This is a genomic window from Bacillus sp. JZ109 (assembly GCF_053903135.1).
The window spans coordinates 2,961,407-2,979,875 of record NZ_CP096388.1; the positions used below are offsets into that span (position 1 = coordinate 2,961,407).

General features: G+C 45.4%; 17 protein-coding genes and 3 pseudogenes. 13 read left to right on the forward strand and 7 right to left on the reverse strand.

Annotated elements, in window-relative coordinates; translation table 11 throughout:
* The first annotated feature begins 33 nt into the window (after positions 1–33).
* From M1D94_RS15620 to M1D94_RS15630, 3 genes are all read left to right on the forward strand, one after another.
* The gene (locus M1D94_RS15620) at positions 34–405 is read left to right on the forward strand and encodes a hypothetical protein (protein WP_064671203.1); all 372 of its coding nucleotides are present in this window, start codon (positions 34–36) and stop codon (positions 403–405) included.
* A gap of 198 nt (positions 406–603) precedes the next feature.
* Positions 604–804 carry a DUF3311 domain-containing protein gene (locus M1D94_RS15625; protein WP_003224377.1) on the forward strand — a complete coding sequence of 67 codons (201 nt, stop codon included), beginning with the start codon at positions 604–606 and terminating at the stop codon, positions 802–804.
* Positions 801–2,270 carry a sodium:solute symporter family protein gene (locus M1D94_RS15630; RefSeq protein ID WP_072175677.1) on the forward strand — a complete coding sequence of 490 codons (1,470 nt, stop codon included), beginning with the start codon at positions 801–803 and terminating at the stop codon, positions 2,268–2,270. Before M1D94_RS15625 ends, M1D94_RS15630 begins: the two co-directional genes overlap by 4 nt.
* Positions 2,271–2,313: 43 nt before the next feature.
* Here the strand turns inward: M1D94_RS15630 and M1D94_RS15635 are convergent, their stop codons facing one another.
* A complete protein-coding gene (locus M1D94_RS15635; RefSeq protein ID WP_038829151.1) occupies positions 2,314–2,583 on the reverse strand; it encodes an excalibur calcium-binding domain-containing protein in 270 nt (89 codons plus the stop codon).
* Positions 2,584–2,799: 216 nt separating this feature from the next.
* On the opposite strand from M1D94_RS15635, the pseudogene M1D94_RS15640 reads away from it, so the two are divergent.
* Positions 2,800–3,687, forward strand: a pseudogene (locus M1D94_RS15640) (SDR family oxidoreductase); the annotation flags it as partial.
* Between the two features lie 57 nt (positions 3,688–3,744).
* On the opposite strand, the gene comK reads toward M1D94_RS15640, so the two are convergent.
* Complete coding sequence (gene comK / locus M1D94_RS15645) at positions 3,745–4,323, reverse strand: competence transcription factor ComK (protein WP_029317573.1); 579 nt, start codon at positions 4,321–4,323, stop codon at positions 3,745–3,747.
* A gap of 292 nt (positions 4,324–4,615) precedes the next feature.
* On the opposite strand from comK, the gene M1D94_RS15650 reads away from it, so the two are divergent.
* Positions 4,616–4,849 carry an IDEAL domain-containing protein gene (locus M1D94_RS15650; RefSeq protein ID WP_003233142.1) on the forward strand — a complete coding sequence of 78 codons (234 nt, stop codon included), beginning with the start codon at positions 4,616–4,618 and terminating at the stop codon, positions 4,847–4,849.
* 27 nt (positions 4,850–4,876) lie between these two features.
* On the opposite strand, the gene M1D94_RS15655 is transcribed toward M1D94_RS15650, so the two are convergent.
* Positions 4,877–5,734 (reverse strand): SDR family oxidoreductase, encoded by an 858-nt coding sequence (locus M1D94_RS15655; protein WP_021479616.1) that lies wholly within the window; start codon positions 5,732–5,734, stop codon positions 4,877–4,879.
* Positions 5,735–5,845: 111 nt separating this feature from the next.
* Between M1D94_RS15655 and M1D94_RS15660 the strand changes: the two genes are divergently transcribed.
* The 7 genes and pseudogenes from M1D94_RS15660 (at position 5,846) to phoE (ending at position 12,694) form a co-directional block, all read left to right on the forward strand.
* Positions 5,846–7,375, forward strand: coding sequence for an FAD-dependent oxidoreductase (locus tag M1D94_RS15660; RefSeq protein ID WP_163135586.1), 1,530 nt, complete (start codon positions 5,846–5,848; stop codon positions 7,373–7,375).
* Between the two features lie 254 nt (positions 7,376–7,629).
* A pseudogene (hemAT, locus tag M1D94_RS15665) lies at positions 7,630–8,007 on the forward strand (heme-based aerotactic transducer HemAT); the annotation flags it as partial.
* Between the two features lie 6 nt (positions 8,008–8,013).
* Complete coding sequence (locus tag M1D94_RS15670) at positions 8,014–8,811, forward strand: methyl-accepting chemotaxis protein (protein ID WP_396125290.1); 798 nt, start codon at positions 8,014–8,016, stop codon at positions 8,809–8,811.
* Between the two features lie 134 nt (positions 8,812–8,945).
* Complete coding sequence (locus M1D94_RS15675) at positions 8,946–9,506, forward strand: biotin transporter BioY (protein WP_003233151.1); 561 nt, start codon at positions 8,946–8,948, stop codon at positions 9,504–9,506.
* Positions 9,507–9,512: 6 nt separating this feature from the next.
* Positions 9,513–10,951, forward strand: a pseudogene (locus M1D94_RS15680) (acyl-CoA synthetase).
* Entirely contained in the window at positions 10,948–12,042 is a 1,095-nt protein-coding gene (locus M1D94_RS15685; RefSeq protein WP_264239727.1) for an acetyl-CoA C-acyltransferase, read from the forward strand. The pseudogene M1D94_RS15680 and the gene M1D94_RS15685 overlap by 4 nt, the downstream one beginning before the upstream one ends.
* Positions 12,043–12,112: 70 nt before the next feature.
* Entirely contained in the window at positions 12,113–12,694 is a 582-nt protein-coding gene (phoE, locus tag M1D94_RS15690; RefSeq protein ID WP_032725340.1) for a phosphatase PhoE, read from the forward strand.
* 31 nt (positions 12,695–12,725) lie between these two features.
* On the opposite strand, the gene M1D94_RS15695 is transcribed toward phoE, so the two are convergent.
* From M1D94_RS15695 to M1D94_RS15705, 3 genes are all read right to left on the reverse strand, one after another.
* Complete coding sequence (locus M1D94_RS15695) at positions 12,726–13,697, reverse strand: ABC transporter substrate-binding protein (RefSeq protein ID WP_038829144.1); 972 nt, start codon at positions 13,695–13,697, stop codon at positions 12,726–12,728.
* Between the two features lie 216 nt (positions 13,698–13,913).
* Entirely contained in the window at positions 13,914–14,906 is a 993-nt protein-coding gene (locus tag M1D94_RS15700) for an NADPH:quinone oxidoreductase family protein (RefSeq protein WP_003233163.1), read from the reverse strand.
* A 71-nt stretch (positions 14,907–14,977) separates the two neighbouring features.
* Complete coding sequence (locus M1D94_RS15705) at positions 14,978–15,427, reverse strand: GNAT family N-acetyltransferase (protein WP_015715622.1); 450 nt, start codon at positions 15,425–15,427, stop codon at positions 14,978–14,980.
* A gap of 433 nt (positions 15,428–15,860) precedes the next feature.
* Between M1D94_RS15705 and aprE the strand changes: the two genes are divergently transcribed.
* Entirely contained in the window at positions 15,861–17,006 is a 1,146-nt protein-coding gene (gene aprE, locus M1D94_RS15710; protein WP_029726299.1) for a subtilisin AprE, read from the forward strand.
* 38 nt (positions 17,007–17,044) lie between these two features.
* On the opposite strand, the gene M1D94_RS15715 is transcribed toward aprE, so the two are convergent.
* Complete coding sequence (locus M1D94_RS15715) at positions 17,045–18,325, reverse strand: M48 family metallopeptidase (protein WP_456270279.1); 1,281 nt, start codon at positions 18,323–18,325, stop codon at positions 17,045–17,047.
* Between the last annotated feature and the right edge of the window lie 144 nt (positions 18,326–18,469).

Consider the following 18,469-nt stretch of genomic DNA (forward strand, 5'->3'; position numbering starts at 1 on the left):
GAACAAACGTTCCCTTAGAAAGAAGGAGTCAATATGCCAAATCTGCAGGAGGAAATATACGATTTAATTGAACGGGCTCTCTTTTTGCCCATGGCCATTACGATTTTTAACCGTGATCTCGCCGGAATTGAAGAAAGCACTTTAAAATTGAAGCATCCTTATAAACAGCTTATCGGCGAATCATTAAAAATAGCACAAAAGGATTTGATGGAGGTCAGAAAAGAACTGAGGAAAAGAAAAATTGCAATCCGCGAGACGGAACGCGATGAGGCCTTTACGCTCTATACATTTGTCATCGACGGTTATGAAGAAAACCATCGCTATTTTAATCCGCGAATCCGTGAGCAGGTCAGCGAATTATTAACATACTATCTATTTGCCCCGGACAGACTCCGAGCCTTTTGAATCATACTGCCCGTTCCCTCTTCGGGCGATTCAGAGCATTAATTTCAGACAATTCACACTATACAAACAAAATAAATTTATTTATAATTCGAACCACAGCCTTTCACCCTAAAAAGTGACATGTGCTGCCATATCTGCGACATCATTTTCAGTACGCTTTTGCTTGTACACCCCATTCCTAAATAGAAGGAGGATTCTATGAAACTGATTCACGTTCTTGCCGCTTTGCCCTTTATCGGAATCTTACTCGGCATCCCTTTTGCAAATAAGGTGACCCCCTATGTGTTCGGCATGCCGTTTATTCTTGCCTATATTGTGATGTGGGCTCTTTTGACCTCTGCGCTGATGGCGATTGTGTATGTCCTCGACAAGGAAAATAAAAAGGAGGAAGCAGAATGAACACAGCTCTCATCATCATTTTCGGTGTCCTGCTCTTGAGTATTTTTCTCGGTATACGCGCCCAAAAAGGAAAAGACATGAACCTGGAGCAGTGGACGGTTGGAGGGCGCGGCTTCGGAACTGTGTTCGTCTTCCTTTTGATGGCAGGCGAAATTTATACTACTTTTACGTTTCTCGGCGGCAGCGGCTGGGCCTACGGAAAGGGCGGTCCAGCCTTTTATATCATCGCCTACGGATGTCTGGCCTACATCCTTTCTTACTGGCTTCTTCCAGCAGTTTGGACGTACGCGAAACAGCATAAACTAATGTCGCAGTCTGATTTTTTCACAAAAAAATACAACAGTCCGCTGCTTGGCATTCTCGTTTCACTGGTCGGCATCGCCGCACTCATTCCCTATCTTGTGCTGCAGCTGAAAGGCCTCGGGCTGATTGTATCGGAAACCTCGTACGGCAAAATCACCCCGACCGCCGCCATCTGGATCGGCGCTGTTTCCATCACGGTTTATGTTATGGTTTCAGGCATTCACGGGTCTGCCTGGATATCGGTTGTGAAGGACATCATGATTCTGGTTGTCGTTCTGTTTTTAGGTGTGTATTTGCCAATTCATTACTACGGCGGATTTCAAGACATGTTTCAGCAGATTGAAACGGCAAAGCCTGGCTTTCTTACGCTCCCCGAATCGGGACAAAGTGTGGCCTGGTTCAGTTCAACCGTACTCTTGACAGCGCTCGGGTTTTACATGTGGCCTCACACGTTTTCCGCTTCGTATTCAGCCGAAAACCCAAAAGTCTTTCGTAAAAACGCCATCATCATGCCTTTGTACCAGCTGGTCCTGCTCTTCGTCCTTTTCGTCGGCTTCGCGGCTATCCTGCAAGTTCCAGATCTGAAAGGCGCAGACGGGGATCTATCGCTTTTGAGACTGTCTCTGCAAGCATTTGACCCTTGGTTTGTCGGAATTATCGGTGCTGCCGGACTGCTGACAGCACTTGTGCCAGGGTCTATGATCTTAATGTCCGCCTCCACGCTGTTTGCAAAAAATGTGTACAAGGTAATTGCGCCCCGCACGACAGAACAACAGGTATCGGCTCTTGCTAAGTTTTTAGTGCCGGTGATTGCGTTGATTTCGGTGTATTTTACCATCAAAGGCGGGAATACCATCGTTACGTTGCTTTTGATGGGCTACAGCCTTGTCACACAGCTATTCCCCGCCCTTTTGTTCAGCCTGTTCAAGCATAATATGGTGACAAAGCAAGGAGCCTTCGCCGGCATTATTGCAGGTGTCGGAGCAGTTACTTATATTACAATGACGGAAACGACGATCGGCACTTTATTTCCGGCGCTGCCGCAAGCCGCAAAAGACTTGAATGTAGGCATCGTTGCCCTGCTTTTGAATATCTCGGTCATGATGGCAGTCAGCCTTATGACAAGGAAGGCGAAAAGCGCTGCGGCCGATCAGGCGGCTTAAGCAATAGAAAAAGCAATCTGGACACCAGATTGCTTTTTCTTATTTACCGTTCACAGGCGATAAGATCTTTATCGCGGTCTTTCTTTTTATTGGCATCGTAAAGCGCCTTAGAAACGTAAGGCTTGTACTTTGTTTTTCCGCCTTTGTTTTTCGCCTTCGAAGTGCGAGCCACTCCGCCTTTGTATACTTTGTTTAACTCCTTGCAGTTCTTATAGACCTTCACCTTTGTTTTGGCTTCCGCCACATGGTCAGCTCCGTATGAAAAACCGAAAACGAGACCGAGTGACAGCAAAACCGCGGCCGCTTTTTTCATGACGATTCACTCCCCCAACACCCAATATTTAGTTGATTTATAGCTCGAATTTATCATAATTCATATAGTCTTATTTGACAAGATAAATATGGAAGAAGTCTTTGTTTTTTCTTGTTTTCTTTTTCCTTCACTATTCAAACTGCCAAAACATGTTTTTCTGCTTATGCTCAGGGGTACACATACGAATGTACACCAAACAGAAAAGGAGCGTTGATGATGTCTGATTCAAATCTTACGAATCCTATAAAAGCATTTTTTCATGATGAATTTCCTGAACAATATCAAGAGCCGCCAGGCCTGCAAAAGAACATGAAGCCTGTCCCTGATTGCGGAGAAAAAAGCTACAAAGGATCAGGTAAACTAACGGGTCGAAAAGCGCTTGTCACGGGCGGCGATTCCGGTATCGGCCGCGCTGCCGCGATTGCTTACGCCAGAGAAGGTGCCGATGTGGCCATTAACTACTTGCCCGAGGAACAGCCAGATGCTGAAGAGGTAAAAGAGCTGATTGAAGCAGAAGGCCGAAAAGCAGTGCTGATCCCCGGAGATTTGAGCGACGAATCCTTTTGCCAAGATCTAGTCAAACAGTCGCATCACGAACTCGGCGGACTTGATGTGCTAGCGCTCGTTGCAGGCAAACAGCAAGCGGTCGAAAACATCGAAGATCTGCCTACTGAACAAATCTATAAAACATTTGAAGTGAACGTCTTTTCCCTTTACTGGGTTGTAAAAGCGGCGCTTCCGTATTTGCCGGAGGGAGCTTCAATTATCACAACTACCTCAGTTGAAGGCTATAATCCAAGCCCGATGTTGTTAGATTACGCAGCAACAAAAAACGCCATTATCGGCTTTACCGTTGGACTGGGAAAACAGCTTGCTTCCAAAGGCATCAGAGTAAATTCAGTTGCACCCGGACCAATTTGGACACCGCTGCAAATTTCCGGCGGACAGCCGACGGAAAACATCCCGAAATTCGGACAAGGCACGCCGCCAGCTCCATTAAATCGCGCTGGGCAGCCAGTGGAATTGGCCGATGTTTATGTATTTCTAGCTTCAGAGAATTCAAGCTATGTGACATCTCAGGTATATGGCATCACCGGAGGAATTCAACGGCATAGCTTTATGAAAGGAGCTGCCCTGTTCGGTCAGCTCCTTCCTATTTTTCTAATACCGTTCTCCGAGCTCACGCAAAATAAAATCATAAATCATCTTCGTCCGCTCTTCTTTCGGGTACAGCATAAATTCCTGTCTTTTCGGAACGCGGTGGTCGATTCTGTCTTGGAATTTGGTTCTGAGCCACGCTGTTCGGTATACCTGGTTCTCGAACGAATTATAAGAGATCGGCAGCTCCATCGTTTTCCCATTTGAAAACGTCACTTCCGTATCGTCAAATTCAGTCGCTTTGAATTCTTTTACATGCACATGGGAAATCCAGCCGCATTGGGGTCTTGTCGAAGAAAGTGTAGGGAATAAAAAGATTTGGTTCGAAGGGTCCACCATGATCGGCGGCTTGTGTGAAATTTTTGTCACTTCATAAGTTCCTGCTTTTCTTCCCGCATAGCTTGATCCAAAAAATCGGCAGCTTCTGTCGACAATTTGCAGCGGCTTCATGTTGACATAAAACACGCAATCTTTTTCAATAATTCTGGAACAGATTTTGCCGTCTATTTCTTCTGGCAGCACGGCAATTGTTGCGCCGTTCACTTCATACGATTCTAAAGGTGCGTCTGTTTTCTGACTCATATTATGGCCTCCATCCTTTTTCTGCAAAATTTATACTAATAATCTATCATCTGTTTTTGTAAAACGACAGGTTTTTTTAACATTTAAGATAAAATCATCTTTTAATGATATTTAATAGTACTAAATGACTAGTAATAAACCGATTTTACTTTCATAAGATTTGCCGGTTTACGGCATTTTGCAGGATATGTCGATAGATTGCCAAGTATTAGTTGTCTAAAAATTATAAAAATTTATTGATTTTTTCGACCGTTATCCATATACTATAAAAAAGGCATTGGGGGGATTCTTTATGAAAGAGAAAAAATCGTACACTGAGCTCATGAAGTCCCGCAACACGCAAAAAACAAAAGAATTCGATGTCACAATGACGGATATTTACATTCAAATGGTGCTCGATGAATCCTTGTATAACCGTCGGCTTGCCATGCTGACGGACCAAATTAACAAAGCCTTGGACGAAAAAGATAAAGATGCGTTTCTTACGCTCTCTAAAGAATATGCAGCGCTCAAGCAGAGCGAATAAGCCAATCCTTCAAGGATTGGCTTTTTATTATCCGTTCACAATTGTTCCACCATTGACATGAATCGTCTGCCCTGTGACGTATGTGGAATCGTCGCTGGCAAGGTATAGATAGCTTGGCGCCACTTCGACCGGCTGTCCCGGGCGTTCCATCGGCACGTCTGAACCAAACACTTCCACGTCTTTTGCGGCAAAGCTGGCCGGGATAAGCGGTGTCCAAATGGGACCCGGTGCCACTGCATTGACCCGTATGCCCTGCTGAACAAGCGACTGGGAAAGGGACCTTGTAAACGTAACAATCGCGCCTTTTGTCGCTGAATAATCGATCAGCGTTTTATTGCCTTTATAGGCGGTAATTGAAGCGGTATTAATAATAGAGCTCCCTTTTTTTAAATGAGGCAGCACTGCCTTTGTTAAGTAAAACATGGAAAAAATGTTTGTTTGGAAGGTTCTCATCAGCTGGTGGCTGGTGATTTTTTCAATGCTGGGCTGGACATGCTGCTCAGCTGCATTGTTAACCAATATATCAATGGATGGAAACACTTGGCTTGCCTGCCCGACCACATCATTGCAAAACGCTTCATCCCCGACATCTCCTGCAATCAGCAGGCATTTTACCCCTTCCTTTTCTACATACTGCTTTGTTTCCTCGGCGTCCTGATGTTCATTCAAATACACAATGACCACATTAGCCCCTTCTTTTGCGAATAACACCGAGACAGCGCGTCCAATCCCGCTGTCTCCTCCAGTAATAATAGCGGTTTTGCCCTCTAATTTTTTCGCTTTCTTCGGCTTATCAAAAACCGGACGCGGGTCCATCAGATATTCAAAACCAGGCTGCTGGTTCTGGTGCTGAGGCGGTAATGTTTTCTTTTTTTGATTCGCCAATGAAATCACTCCTTTTCAACCTTATTATGTTATGAACAATGCCTGCTTCCTATGTATGAAAAGATAGAATATGGAAAAATTAAGAATAAATCTGATTGGAGGTATAACGGCTTGGCTAATCAACATTTTGCAAAGGAAGCACCTGAAACATACTGGAAAACATCAACTGACCTGCCTTCTTTTCCTGCGCTTCAAGAGGACACTGAATGTGACGTCACCATTATCGGAGGCGGGATTACGGGAATCACAACGGCATATGAACTTACGAAGAGAGGCTTCCGTGTCGTTTTGATTGAAGCAAATCAGGTTCTTAACGGAACCACTGCACATACAACTGCTAAAGTTACCGCACAGCATGACATGATATACGACGAATTTATCCGCCATTTCGGATTAAACCATGCGAGGCTTTATTATGAAGCAAACCAAAACGCAATTGATTACATAAAAGGCATTGTGGATGAACATCAAATTGATTGTGAATGGATCGAGCAAGACGCATATCTTTATACGGCAAATGAAAACGCTGTTCAAAAAATCCGCACCGAGCATGAGGCATACACAAAGCTCGGAATTGAAAGAGACCTTATCAAGGATCTTCCAATTCCCTTAGGTTCTAAGCTGGCGCTTGTCATGAAGAATCAAGCTCAATTTCATCCGCTTCAATACTTAAAAGCGCTTCTGGAGCAAATTGTTCAAAAAGGCGGCCGAATTTATGAAGAGACCGTTGCGCTTGATATCAAAAAAGGCGAAAGGCCCGAAGTGGTAACAAAAAGCCGGCACGCCATTAAGAGCCGCTTTATCATATGCTGTTCCCACTTCCCTTTTTATGACGGAGGCGGATTATATGCTGCGAGAATGTACTCCGACAGATCTTATGTCCTTGCCATCAAGCCGAAGATCGAGTATCCCGAGGGCATGTATTTGAGTATCGATCAGCCGTCAGTGGCGCTCCGCTATACGGTTGTAAACGGTGAAAAGCTGATTCTCTTCAGCGGAGTAAGCCATAAAACAGGCCAGGGAAAAGCCATGTCTACACATTATGAAACACTGAGACAACTGGCCGAAAGCTCCATCGGCATCGAAAGCATTCCATATTATTGGTCCACACAAGATCTAGTGACGATCGACAAAATCCCGTTTATCGGGCCGATGTCGGAAAATGAGGACAATATTCTAGTAGCGACCGGGTTCAAAAAATGGGGCATGACGTCATCAGCTGTCGCAGCCACTTTATTGTCAGACCTTGTGGAGAAAAAAGACAATCCATACGAAAGCATTTTCACGCCGTCCCGTTTCCATCTGAATCCCGGCTTGCAGAAAGTGATTTCCTACAATGCCGATGTCGCCAAGCATTTGATTAAAGGAAAGCTTGAGAGGCCAGATGTCCAATTTGAAGACATTTCGCCAGGAGAAGGGAAAGCCGTCACCATAAACGGCAGGCGAGCGGGAGCATTTCGGGATGAGACAGGCTGCCTCCATCTCGTTGATACGACTTGTACCCATTTAGGCTGCGAGGTCGAGTGGAACGACAGTGAGCATACGTGGGATTGTCCGTGCCACGGATCACGCTTTAAGCCATCTGGCGAAGTTGTAGAGGGCCCGGCCATTAAACCATTAAAACAAATAGATCTCGATTAAACCGTTCATTTTAATGAACGGTTTTCAAATATTTTTCATCTGCAGCTTCATTCATGTTTCCCTTGGCCGATAAAAAAGTAAAAGGCTTAAAAAGCCAAAAAGTAAAAATTATATTTTTCCCAAGGGGGATCATTGTATTGTTATTTAAAAGAGACAGAAAACAAGAAACAGCTTACTTTTCAGATTCAAACGGACAGCAAAAAAACCGCATTCAGCTCACAAACAAACATGCAGATGTCAAAAAACAGCTCAAAATGGTCAGGTTGGGAGATGCTGAGCTTTACGTGTTAGAGCAGCTTCAGCCACTCATTCAAGAAAATATCGTAAATATCGTTGATGCGTTTTATAAAAACCTTGACCATGAAAGCTCATTGATGGATATCATTAATGATCACAGCTCAGTTGACCGCTTAAAACAAACGTTAAAACGGCATATTCAGGAAATGTTTGCAGGCGTTATCGATGATGAATTCATTGAAAAGCGTAACCGAATCGCCTCCATCCATTTAAGAATCGGCCTTTTGCCAAAATGGTATATGGGTGCGTTTCAAGAGCTTCTTTTGTCAATGATTGACATTTATGAAGCGTCCATTTCAAATCAGCAAGAACTGCTAAAAGCCATTAAAGCAACAACAAAAATCTTGAACTTAGAACAGCAGCTTGTCCTTGAAGCGTTTCAAAGCGAGTACAACCAAACCCGTGATGAACAAGAAGAAAAGAAAAACCTTCTTCATCAGAAAATTCAAGAAACCTCTGGATCGATTGCCAATCTGTTTTCAGAAACAAGCAGATCAGTTCAAGAGCTTGTGGACAAATCTGAAGGCATTTCTCAAGCATCCAAAGCCGGCACTGTAACATCCAGCACTGTTGAAGAAAAGTCGATCGGCGGAAAAAAAGAGCTAGAAGTCCAGCAAAAACAGATGAACAAAATTGACACAAGCCTTGTCCAAATCGAAAAAGAAATGGTCAAGCTGGATGAAATCGCGCAGCAAATTGAAAAAATCTTCGGCATCGTCACAGGCATAGCTGAACAAACAAACCTTCTCTCGCTCAATGCATCTATTGAATCCGCCCGCGCCGGAGAACACGGCAAAGGCTTTGCTGTCGTGGCAAATGAAGTGCGGAAGCTTTCTGAGGATACGAAAAAAACCGTCTCTACTGTTTCTGAGCTTGTGAACAATACGAATACACAAATCAACATTGTATCCAAGCATATCAAAGACGTGAATGAGCTAGTCAGCGAAAGTAAAGAAAAAATGACGCAAATTAACCGCTTATTCGATGAAATCGTCCACAGCATGAAAATCAGCAAAGAGCAATCAGGCAAAATCGACGTCGATCTGCAAGCATTTCTTGGAGGACTTCAGGAAGTCAGCCGCGCCGTTTCCCATGTGGCCGCTTCCGTTGATTCGCTTGTCATCCTGACAGAAGAATAACCATCAAAAACCGGTCTGCGATACGGCCGGTTTTTTTGCGTTCATTATGTAAACTTAAATTAAAAATCAGTTGACATAATAATTACCTGCATTTATTGTATAACCATATTTGATTACTGTTTGGAGGATTTCACATGCTGAAATTAATCGACATGATGCATATTGCTATTTTCACCGCGCTGATGGCAGTGCTCGGCTTTATGCCCCCTCTCTTCTTATCCTTTACACCTGTTCCGATTACATTGCAAACGCTTGGTGTCATGTTGGCAGGCAGCATCCTCAGGCCAAAGTCTGCTTTCTTAAGCCAGCTTGTCTTTTTGCTGCTCGTCGCCTTCGGAGCGCCGCTGTTGCCCGGCGGACGAGGCGGTTTTGGTGTGTTTTTCGGACCGAGCGCAGGCTTTTTGATTGCTTATCCCCTCGCTTCATGGCTGATCAGTTTAGCCGCTAACAGGCTGCGGAAGGTGACAGTATTGCGTCTCTTTTTCACTCATATCGTATTCGGCATCATCTTTATTTATCTGCTTGGTATACCGGTACAAGCTTTTATCATGCATATTGATTTGTCACAGGCCGCCTTCATGAGCCTTGCATATGTGCCTGGTGATTTGATAAAAGCGGCTGTATCTGCATTTCTGGCGATAAAAATCACTCAAGCCTTGTCTCTTTCTGATACGATGTTTACAAAAGGAGGATGACACTACATGACAATTACTCATACCTATTCATCTACTGCCGAAACATCGCCCGGCCGTGTAGCGATCCAGACTGAATCGGAGCAAATCACGTACCATGATTGGGATCGGCTTGTCTCTCAAACCGCAAATTGGCTGCGGTCACAGCCGAGCATGCCGAATCGTGTGGCGATCCTGCTCCCAAATAGTCTGGCGTTTTTACAGCTGTTTGCCGGAGCCGCAGCGGCTGGATGCACAGCCATTCCCATCGACACACGCTGGAGCCCGGCTGAATGTAAGGAGCGGCTGTCCATAAGCAATGCGGATCTTGTGGTTACTTTAGCCTTTTTCAAAAACAAACTGACAGATAGCCAGACACCTGTTGTTTTGCTGGATAACTGTATGGCAGATATTTCTGAAGCAACCGCTGATCCCTTGCCTACCATTGATCCGGAGCACCCTTTTTATATGGGATTTACGTCGGGCTCGACAGGAAAACCGAAGGCCTTTACGCGATCTCACCGCTCATGGATAGAGAGCTTTACCTGTACAGAAACAGATTTTTCGATTTCATCAAATGACACGGTATTGATTCCCGGGACGTTAATGTCCTCTCACTTCTTATACGGGGCAGTCAGCACTTTGTTTCTCGGAGGAACCGTTTGTTTGCTGAAAAAGTTTTCTCCTGCCAAAGCGAAGGAATGGCTGTGCCGTGAATCCATCAGTGTTCTCTATACCGTACCGACGATGACAGACGCCCTCACAAGGATTGAGGGTTTTCCCGACAGTCCCGTCAAAATCATCTCATCCGGCGCAGACTGGCCGGCAGAATCCAAGGAGAAGCTTGCCGCTGCATGGCCTCATCTCAAGCTGTACGATTTTTACGGCACATCAGAGCTTAGTTTTGTGACGTTTTCTTCACCGGAAGACAGCCACGGAAGCCGCATTCAGCGGGCCGCCCTTTTCATAATGTCCGGATCGAAATCCGCAACGCTGGAGGAGAGCGCTGTCAGCCAGGGGAAGTCGGAAAAATATTTGTCAAAAGCCCGATGCGGTTTTCCGGCTATGTGAACGGCAGCACACCAGATGAATGGATGACAGTGGATGATATGGGCTACGTTGATGAAGAGGGCTTTCTATACATATCAGGAAGAGAAAACGGGATGATCGTGTACGGAGGATTAAATATTTTCCCAGAAGAAATTGAACGTGTGCTTCTCGCCTGCCCAGAGGTTGAAAGCGCGGCTGTCGTTGGCATTCCCGACGAGTATTGGGGAGAAATCGCTGTAGCTGTCATTCTTGGAAACGCTAATGCCAGAACACTTAAAGCCTGGTGTAAACAGAAATTAGCCTCCTATAAAATTCCGAAAAAATGGGTGTTTGCAGACAGCTTGCCGGAAACGAGCAGCGGAAAAATTGCCCGTTCCAGAGTGAAAAAATGGCTGGAAGAGAGTATACAGTATAAATGAATGCGGTTATTGTTGATGCAAAACGAACGATCTTTGGAAATCAAAACGGACTGCTGAAGCCCTTCCTGCCGGAGGATTTGGCGGCTCCCATCATCCGCTGTCTCAGCCGAAAGCTAGAGGATCAAGTTGACGAGGTCATTCTCGGAAACGCTACTGGCAGAGGCGGCAACCTGGCCAGACTGTCAGCCCTTCAAGCCGGACTGCCTTTATCGGTTCCCGGAATGACAATTGACAGACAGTGCGGCTCAGGCCTTGAAGCTGTGCGCTATGCCTGCAGCCTTATTCAAGCGGGAGCCGGCACGATGTATATCGCGGGCGGCTCAGAAAGCAGCAGCCAATCCCCTTTTTCAGAACGGGCCCGCTTTTCTCCAGATGCGATTGGCGATCCAGACATGGGCATTGCAGCAGAATATACGGCTGCACGCTATTCCATCAGCAGAAGCATGCAGGATGAGTACGCGCTTCTCAGCCATCAACGCAGCAGGAACGCGCATGAGGAAGGATTTTACCGTGAAGAAGTTGTTGCTCTCGGGGAATTGGAGACGGACGAAGCATTTTTGAAAACGCGGCCAATAGAAGCGATTATTCCCCGTGCAAAGCCGGTTTTCGACACCAGCTCCGGAACAGTCACAGCAGCCAACAGCAGTGGCATAGCAGACGGAGCAGCGGCTCTTTTGGTAATGGAAGAAGAAAAAGCGGCAGCCCTGGGACTTAAGCCTGTTCTCCGGTTTATCGGCAGCGCTGTCAGCGGGATTCACCCCAACTATCCGCCCGCGGCACCGGTTGATGCGATCCGTAATCTCTTACATACACACGATGTAACACCTGAGGATATCGGTTTATTTGAAATCAATGAAGCCTTTGCCGTCAAAATTTGTGTCTGCTCGCAAGAACTCGGCATTCCCTTTTCAAAAATCAATGTGCGCGGCGGCGCATTAGCTCTTGGCCATCCGTACGGTGCATCAGGTGCAGCTCTGGTAACCAGATTGTTTTATGAAGCGAAAAGACGGACAGACTGTCAATATGTGGTTGCAGCCATCGGAAGCGGCGGCGGAATTGGACTGGCTTTATTATTTGAAGTTCTTGCATAGGCTTTTTCATAGGACACACGCTTTCGATTTAGTATAATAGCGATATGAATAAAGTCAGGAAGGGGATTTTATGACAGCCGTTTGTTTAGTAAGACATGGAGAAACCGATTGGAACCTGCAGCAAAAATGCCAAGGCAAAACCGATATCCCGCTAAACGCAACAGGTGAACGCCAAGCAAGAGAAACCGGAGAATATGTAAAGGACTTTTCTTGGGATATTATTGTGACGAGCCCGCTGAAAAGAGCGAAAAGAACCGCGGAAATTATTAATGAATATCTGCATCTTCCGATAGTCGAGATGGATGATTTTAAGGAACGCGATTACGGCGACGCGGAGGGCATGCCGCTGGAGGAACGGACAAAGCGCTATCCAGATAACATCTATCCGAATATGGAAACCTTAGAAGAACTCACTGACAGGCTGATGGGCGGTTTGGCAAAAGTGAACCAGGCGTATCCAAACAAGAAGGTGCTGATCGTGGCGCACGGTGCGGCAATTCACGCCCTGCTGACAGAAATATCCGGCGGTGACCCGGAGCTTCAAAGCACCCGTCTCGTCAACGCCTGCCTCAGCAACATTGAATTTGCAGAAGAAAAATGGCTGATAAAAGACTATAATATCAACAGCCACTTATCCGGCTTTATCAAATAAGAAAAAGACAGGCGTTTGCCTGTCTTTTCTTTTATTTCTGAGCAGCCGGCATCTCTTTTTGAAGCTCGTCCAAAATGGCATTCGCCCCGTCTACACTGCGGCGCAGAGACCACACCGCACGGTCCACGTGGTATACATGCCCGTTTTTCACTGCCTTCAGTTTTTTCCAAAGGACATTCTTTTCGATCGGGCGTTTACCGTCGGCGTCGAGGTCATCTGTTTTTCCTGTCATCAGGATGATCACATCCGGATCTGTTTTCAGCAGCTGCTCCAGTGTCATTTTCATATTCACAGAGTCGCCGCCATTGCTTGAATCGCTATTGCCTGACGTACTGATTGCATATCGATAGCCGACCTGTGTTAAAAGTCTCGATGTAAAGAAGTTTTCATCCCTGGCCATAATGGTATCATTTGTATTTCCGATCAAAAGCACGGACTGGCTGTTCGCGCTGATTTTCTGCTTTGTCTCGCTAAGCTTTTCTTCATGCGCCGTCAGCTTTTTCTCCATTTCCTTCTCCTTGCCGACTGCTTTTGCAATCGTAAGCGAAGCGTCAATTGTGTCCTGATAATCAGCATTTAAATTATTAAGTGCAATCGTCGGCGCTATTTTTTTCAGCTGATCGTACACCTTCTTATGCCGGGTCGTGTCAGCAATAATTAAATCGGGTTTTAATGAAGCGATTTTTTCCATGCTTGGCTGTGAGCGAGTGCCGACAGATGTGTAGCCGTCAATTTTCTTCAGCACATCCTTGTTGATCAGCTGCTTCGCTTTGTTGTCATCGGCAACCCCGACAGGCGTAATGCCGAGATCAAGCAGTGTATCAATAAAACCTAGCTCAAGAACAACAACCCGCTCCGGATGCTCAGGTACATTTGTCTTCCCTAAATCATGTGTTACCGCCACTTTATGGTCTTTACTGTTTTGATTGCCGCTTGAAGACGAGCAAGCAGCCGTTAAGACAGAAAGAAGTAAAACTGTAAGAATAATCAGTGTTTTTTTCATATGTTCCAGTCTCTCCTGTTGGTAGTTTCTATGGTTAAGATGTCCAAGAGTAGTATAACACGGAATGAGAATCATTATCACCAATTATTTTTTAAATGAGAAGAGAAAGTTCGGCTTACAGGAAAATCTTGTTTCACGATACAGCAGTTCAGCAGCTGAACATCCTGTCCACAAAAAAGCTTGCAGAAAAATAACATTCTCTGCAAGCTGATCCTGTTAAAGCTTCACAATCACTCTTCCTTGAATGCGATTTTGTAAAATATCTTTTAACGCACCCGGCGTTTCTTCCAATGATACTTCCCTGTCCACGATGGTCAGCAGCTGATCAGGCTTGAGATCAGAAGACATGCGCTCCCAAACAGCGGCTCTGACGTCCATCGGACAGTATACTGAATCGATTCCGAGCAGGCTTACTCCGCGAAGAATAAAAGGATACACCGTTGCCGGAACTTCTCCTCCGCCGGTTAAGCCGCTCACTGCGACAGATCCGCCGTATTGAATTTTGCTTAAAAGCGAGGCAAGCTGTTTTCCGCCGACTGGATCAACCGCTCCCTGCCATTGCTGCTTGGACAGCGCCTTAAGCGTTCCGTCATAGACATCTTCCCTGCTGATTACTTCGCTTGCACCAAGCTGTTTCAAATAATCAGCCGCCTCCCGGTTTCCGGTACTTGCCACCACATCATAGCCCCGCTTGTTCAGCATCGATACCGCAATTCCGCCGACACCGCCAGTTGCTCCTGTGACTAGCACGCTGCCTTTTTCCGGAGACAGACCGTTCTGTTCAAGCCGATGCACTGATAACGCCGCAGTAAATCCCGCCGTTCCGTACACCATCGCTTCTTTTAACGAAAGATTCTGTGGCAAAGGCACCAGCCAGTCACCAGGCACAGAAGCGTATTCACTTAATCCGCCATCACGGGAGACACCGAGCTCATAGCTTGTCGCGATCACCTCATCCCCCTCCGCAAAACGCGGATCATTGGAAGAGACGACCGTACCCGCAGCATCAATGCCTAAAATAAGCGGATACTCTCTGACGATATTGCCTCCTGCTTTTCCGGCCAGACCATCTTTGTAATTAATGCCGGAATAAGCAACTTTAATCAGGACACCATCCTTCGGCAAATCCTCTGTTGATATGGTTTTCACATGGACTGAAACATCATCGGCATTTTTTTCTGCCTGCAATGCTTGAAATAACGTTGACATTCGGCACACTCCTTTTCATTTATATCGTAACCGAAGAACGTTCAAAAAACCAAATCATCAAGCCGCCATTTTCACTTCGCCGGCACATTGAGACAATAATGGACAAATCCGGTATCCTCTTCATAGCCGTTTTGCTCATACAAGCTTCTTGCCTTCCGGTTGTGGTGCTCAGTCTGAAGTGTTAAACATTTTGCCCCGTTTTCCTCTGCATAATCCTTTGCGGCAGAAAGCAGCCGGCCGCCGGCTCCCTTTGTACGCGCATGAGGAACGACAAATAAGTCATTTAATATGTAGATCCTTTTCATTGACACAGAAGAAAACGTTGGATAGAGCTGGGTAAACCCTATGAATTCTCCATTTTCTTCTGCTATCAAAATAACAGACTCGTGATTTTCCAAACGAGCTTTCAAATAAGCCTCCGCCCCTTGCAAATCGGATGCCTGTCTATAAAATTCCCGATATTGGTTAAACAGCGGCGTAATGGCCGCCGCGTCTGATGTCTTTGCTTGGCGAATGTTCATCTTATTTCTTCCTCCCTCTCAATAATTTTTTCATTCTATCCATTTTCTGTAAAGTTTATTTTTCAGAATACTTTTATCATCATGCTTTGAAAAAATATCACGATAATATCCATTGTTCTCACGGAAGCATATGCAGGTCATTTGAACGAATTTTTTCGACAGGAATTTGCCGGGACTCAGGAGCATTTAACCTAAAAAAGCATGACATTTCAGCATAATGAACATTTACTCATGTCTATTTTCGTTCTTTTCTGTATGAAAATAGTTATTTCGAGTCTCTACGGAAATAGCGAGAGATGATATACCTAAATAGAGATAAAATCATCTCAAAAAAATGGGTCTACTAAAATATTATTCCATCTATTACAATAAATTCACAGAATAGTCTTTTAAGTAAGTCTACTCTGAATTTTTTAAAAGGAGAGGGTAAAGAGTGAGAAGCAAAAAATTGTGGATCAGCTTGTTGTTTGCGTTAACGTTAATCTTTACGATGGCGTTCAGCAACATGTCTGCGCAGGCTGCCGGAAAAAGCAGTACAGAAAAGAAATACATTGTCGGATTTAAACAGACAATGAGTGCCATGAGTTCCGCCAAGAAAAAGGATGTTATTTCTGAAAAAGGCGGAAAGGTTCAAAAGCAATTTAAGTATGTTAACGCGGCCGCAGCAACATTGGATGAAAAAGCTGTAAAAGAATTGAAAAAAGATCCGAGCGTTGCATATGTGGAAGAAGATCATATTGCACATGAATATGCGCAATCTGTTCCTTATGGCATTTCTCAAATTAAAGCGCCGGCTCTTCACTCTCAAGGCTACACAGGCTCTAACGTAAAAGTAGCTGTTATCGACAGCGGAATTGACTCTTCTCATCCTGACTTAAACGTCAGAGGCGGAGCAAGCTTCGTACCTTCTGAAACAAACCCATACCAGGACGGCAGTTCTCACGGTACGCATGTAGCCGGTACGATTGCCGCTCTTAATAACTCAATCGGTGTTCTGGGCGTAGCGCCAAGCGCATCATTATATGCAGTAAAAGTGCTTGATTCAACAGGAAGCGGCCAATATAGCTGGATTATTAACGGCATTGAGTGGGCCATTTCCAACAATATGGATGTTATCAACATGAGCCTTGGCGGACCTACTGGTTCTACAGCGCTGAAAACAGTCGTTGACAAAGCCGTTTCCAGCGGTATCGTCGTTGCTGCCGCTGCCGGAAACGAAGGTTCGTCCGGAAGCTCAAGCACAGTCGGCTACCCTGCAAAATATCCTTCTACTATTGCGGTAGGTGCGGTAAACAGCAGCAACCAAAGAGCTTCATTCTCAAGCGCAGGTTCTGAGCTTGATGTGATGGCTCCTGGCGTATCCATCCAAAGCACACTTCCTGGAGGCACTTACGGTGCTTACAACGGCACGTCCATGGCGACTCCTCACGTTGCCGGAGCAGCAGCGTTAATTCTTTCTAAGCACCCGACTTGGACAAACGCGCAAGTCCGTGATCGTTTAGAAAGCACTGCAACATATCTTGGAAACTCTTTCTACTATGGAAAAGGGTTAATCAACGTACAAGCAGCTGCACAATAATAGTAAAAAGAAGCAGGTTCCTCCATACCTGCTTCTTTTTATTTGTCAGCATCCTGATGTTCCGGCGCATTCTCTTCTTTCTCCGCATGTTGAATCCGTTCCATGATCGACGGATGGCTGCCTCTGAAAATCTTCACAAGCACCGGAGGATCAACCTGGCTCAGCCCCGTCACGGCCAAATCCTGAAACGTTTTAACAGCGGCTTCTCTGTTCTCTGTCAACTCGATCCCATACTGGTCAGCCTTATTCTCCTGATAACGCGAGACAGCATTAGAAAAAGGCGTTACCGCAAAGCTCAAAACAGAAAACAAAAGCAATAACAGCGGAAGTGCCGCAAGATCATGCCGCCCTTCTAAATGAAACATGCTGCGGGTTAGGCGAACCGTCCGCTTGTAAAGCTTATCAATGACATAAAATCCGGCGAGCGACACGAGCAAATAGCCAGCCAGACCGATGTAAACGTGCTTCATGACATAATGGCCCATTTCGTGGCCCATAATAAACAGGATTTCTGAATCGTCAAGTTTGTTCAGCGTCGTATCCCACAATACAATCCGTTTGTTGGCCCCGATTCCTGTAACATAGGCATTCAGCGCATTTGTTTTTTCTGACATGTTCACTTCATATACATGGTCAGCCGGAATATTGGCTTCATCTGCCAGCTCTAATATTTTGCTTTCAAGCTCTTTGTTTTTCAGCGGATAAAAATCATTGTATAAAGGATCAATAATGACCGGCTGAATAAAAAACAGAAAAAGCGAAAACGGCACTGTTAACAGCCAGGCGTATAACCACCATTTTTTTTCATGCCTTTTGATCAGCCAATAAAAAACGAGAACGCAAAGCGCAAAGATTGGGAAACTGATCCAAAAGCTGATAACCTGATCCTTAGCCCAGCTGGCCGTTGTCTGTGTGGAAATGTTATAGTCAAGCGATACTTGATAGCCTATCCAATCTAAAGGCAGCGTCACCAATGTTGTAATCAGCGAAAGCACAAACACAAAACCTACAGTCTGCAAAAACCGAAAAGGCACGGCCGCTTCGATCCATTTCTTGATTTTCTTTGAAACACCGCTGACCAGCAGAACAAAAAACAGAAACCAATCAAGAGGTACCCCGATAAAAAATAAAAAATTCTTGACATTCGAATACTGCTCGGCCACTGCCAACTCAGACGGCTTCATGAAAGAAGCCGGATCGGCCTGCGTCCCTTTCACGGCTTCCGGTATTGCGGAATCACCCGACAGGAAAAAATACCAATAAAAAAACAGCCCGTACAGCACGTAAGCAAGTCCTGCTGCCGCAATCCACTTGCGCATAACGCCTCACTCCTCACATCAACCCGTTACTTCTATTGTAATCATAAATTCAAATTCTTAGAACCAAGCTGTGTTCCGCACTTTTCCACCCTTTTAAGCATGGAAAGCCCGAACGCTGGGAAAACTAACAATGTTTGGAGTGAT

Bases quoted from the DNA above. Each gene is read 5' to 3' on its own strand.
- M1D94_RS15620 (WP_064671203.1), top strand. From the start codon at position 34: ATGCCAAATCTGCAGGAGGAAATATACGATTTAATTGAACGGGCTCTC.
- M1D94_RS15625 (WP_003224377.1), top strand. From the start codon at position 604: ATGAAACTGATTCACGTTCTTGCCGCTTTGCCCTTTATCGGAATCTTA.
- M1D94_RS15630 (WP_072175677.1), top strand. From the start codon at position 801: ATGAACACAGCTCTCATCATCATTTTCGGTGTCCTGCTCTTGAGTATT.
- M1D94_RS15635 (WP_038829151.1), bottom strand. From the start codon at position 2,583: ATGAAAAAAGCGGCCGCGGTTTTGCTGTCACTCGGTCTCGTTTTCGGT.
- comK (WP_029317573.1), bottom strand. From the start codon at position 4,323: ATGAGTCAGAAAACAGACGCACCTTTAGAATCGTATGAAGTGAACGGC.
- M1D94_RS15650 (WP_003233142.1), top strand. From the start codon at position 4,616: ATGAAAGAGAAAAAATCGTACACTGAGCTCATGAAGTCCCGCAACACG.
- M1D94_RS15675 (WP_003233151.1), top strand. From the start codon at position 8,946: ATGCTGAAATTAATCGACATGATGCATATTGCTATTTTCACCGCGCTG.
- M1D94_RS15685 (WP_264239727.1), top strand. From the start codon at position 10,948: ATGAATGCGGTTATTGTTGATGCAAAACGAACGATCTTTGGAAATCAA.
- phoE (WP_032725340.1), top strand. From the start codon at position 12,113: ATGACAGCCGTTTGTTTAGTAAGACATGGAGAAACCGATTGGAACCTG.
- M1D94_RS15695 (WP_038829144.1), bottom strand. From the start codon at position 13,697: ATGAAAAAAACACTGATTATTCTTACAGTTTTACTTCTTTCTGTCTTA.
- M1D94_RS15700 (WP_003233163.1), bottom strand. From the start codon at position 14,906: ATGTCAACGTTATTTCAAGCATTGCAGGCAGAAAAAAATGCCGATGAT.
- M1D94_RS15705 (WP_015715622.1), bottom strand. From the start codon at position 15,427: ATGAACATTCGCCAAGCAAAGACATCAGACGCGGCGGCCATTACGCCG.
- M1D94_RS15715 (WP_456270279.1), bottom strand. From the start codon at position 18,325: ATGCGCAAGTGGATTGCGGCAGCAGGACTTGCTTACGTGCTGTACGGG.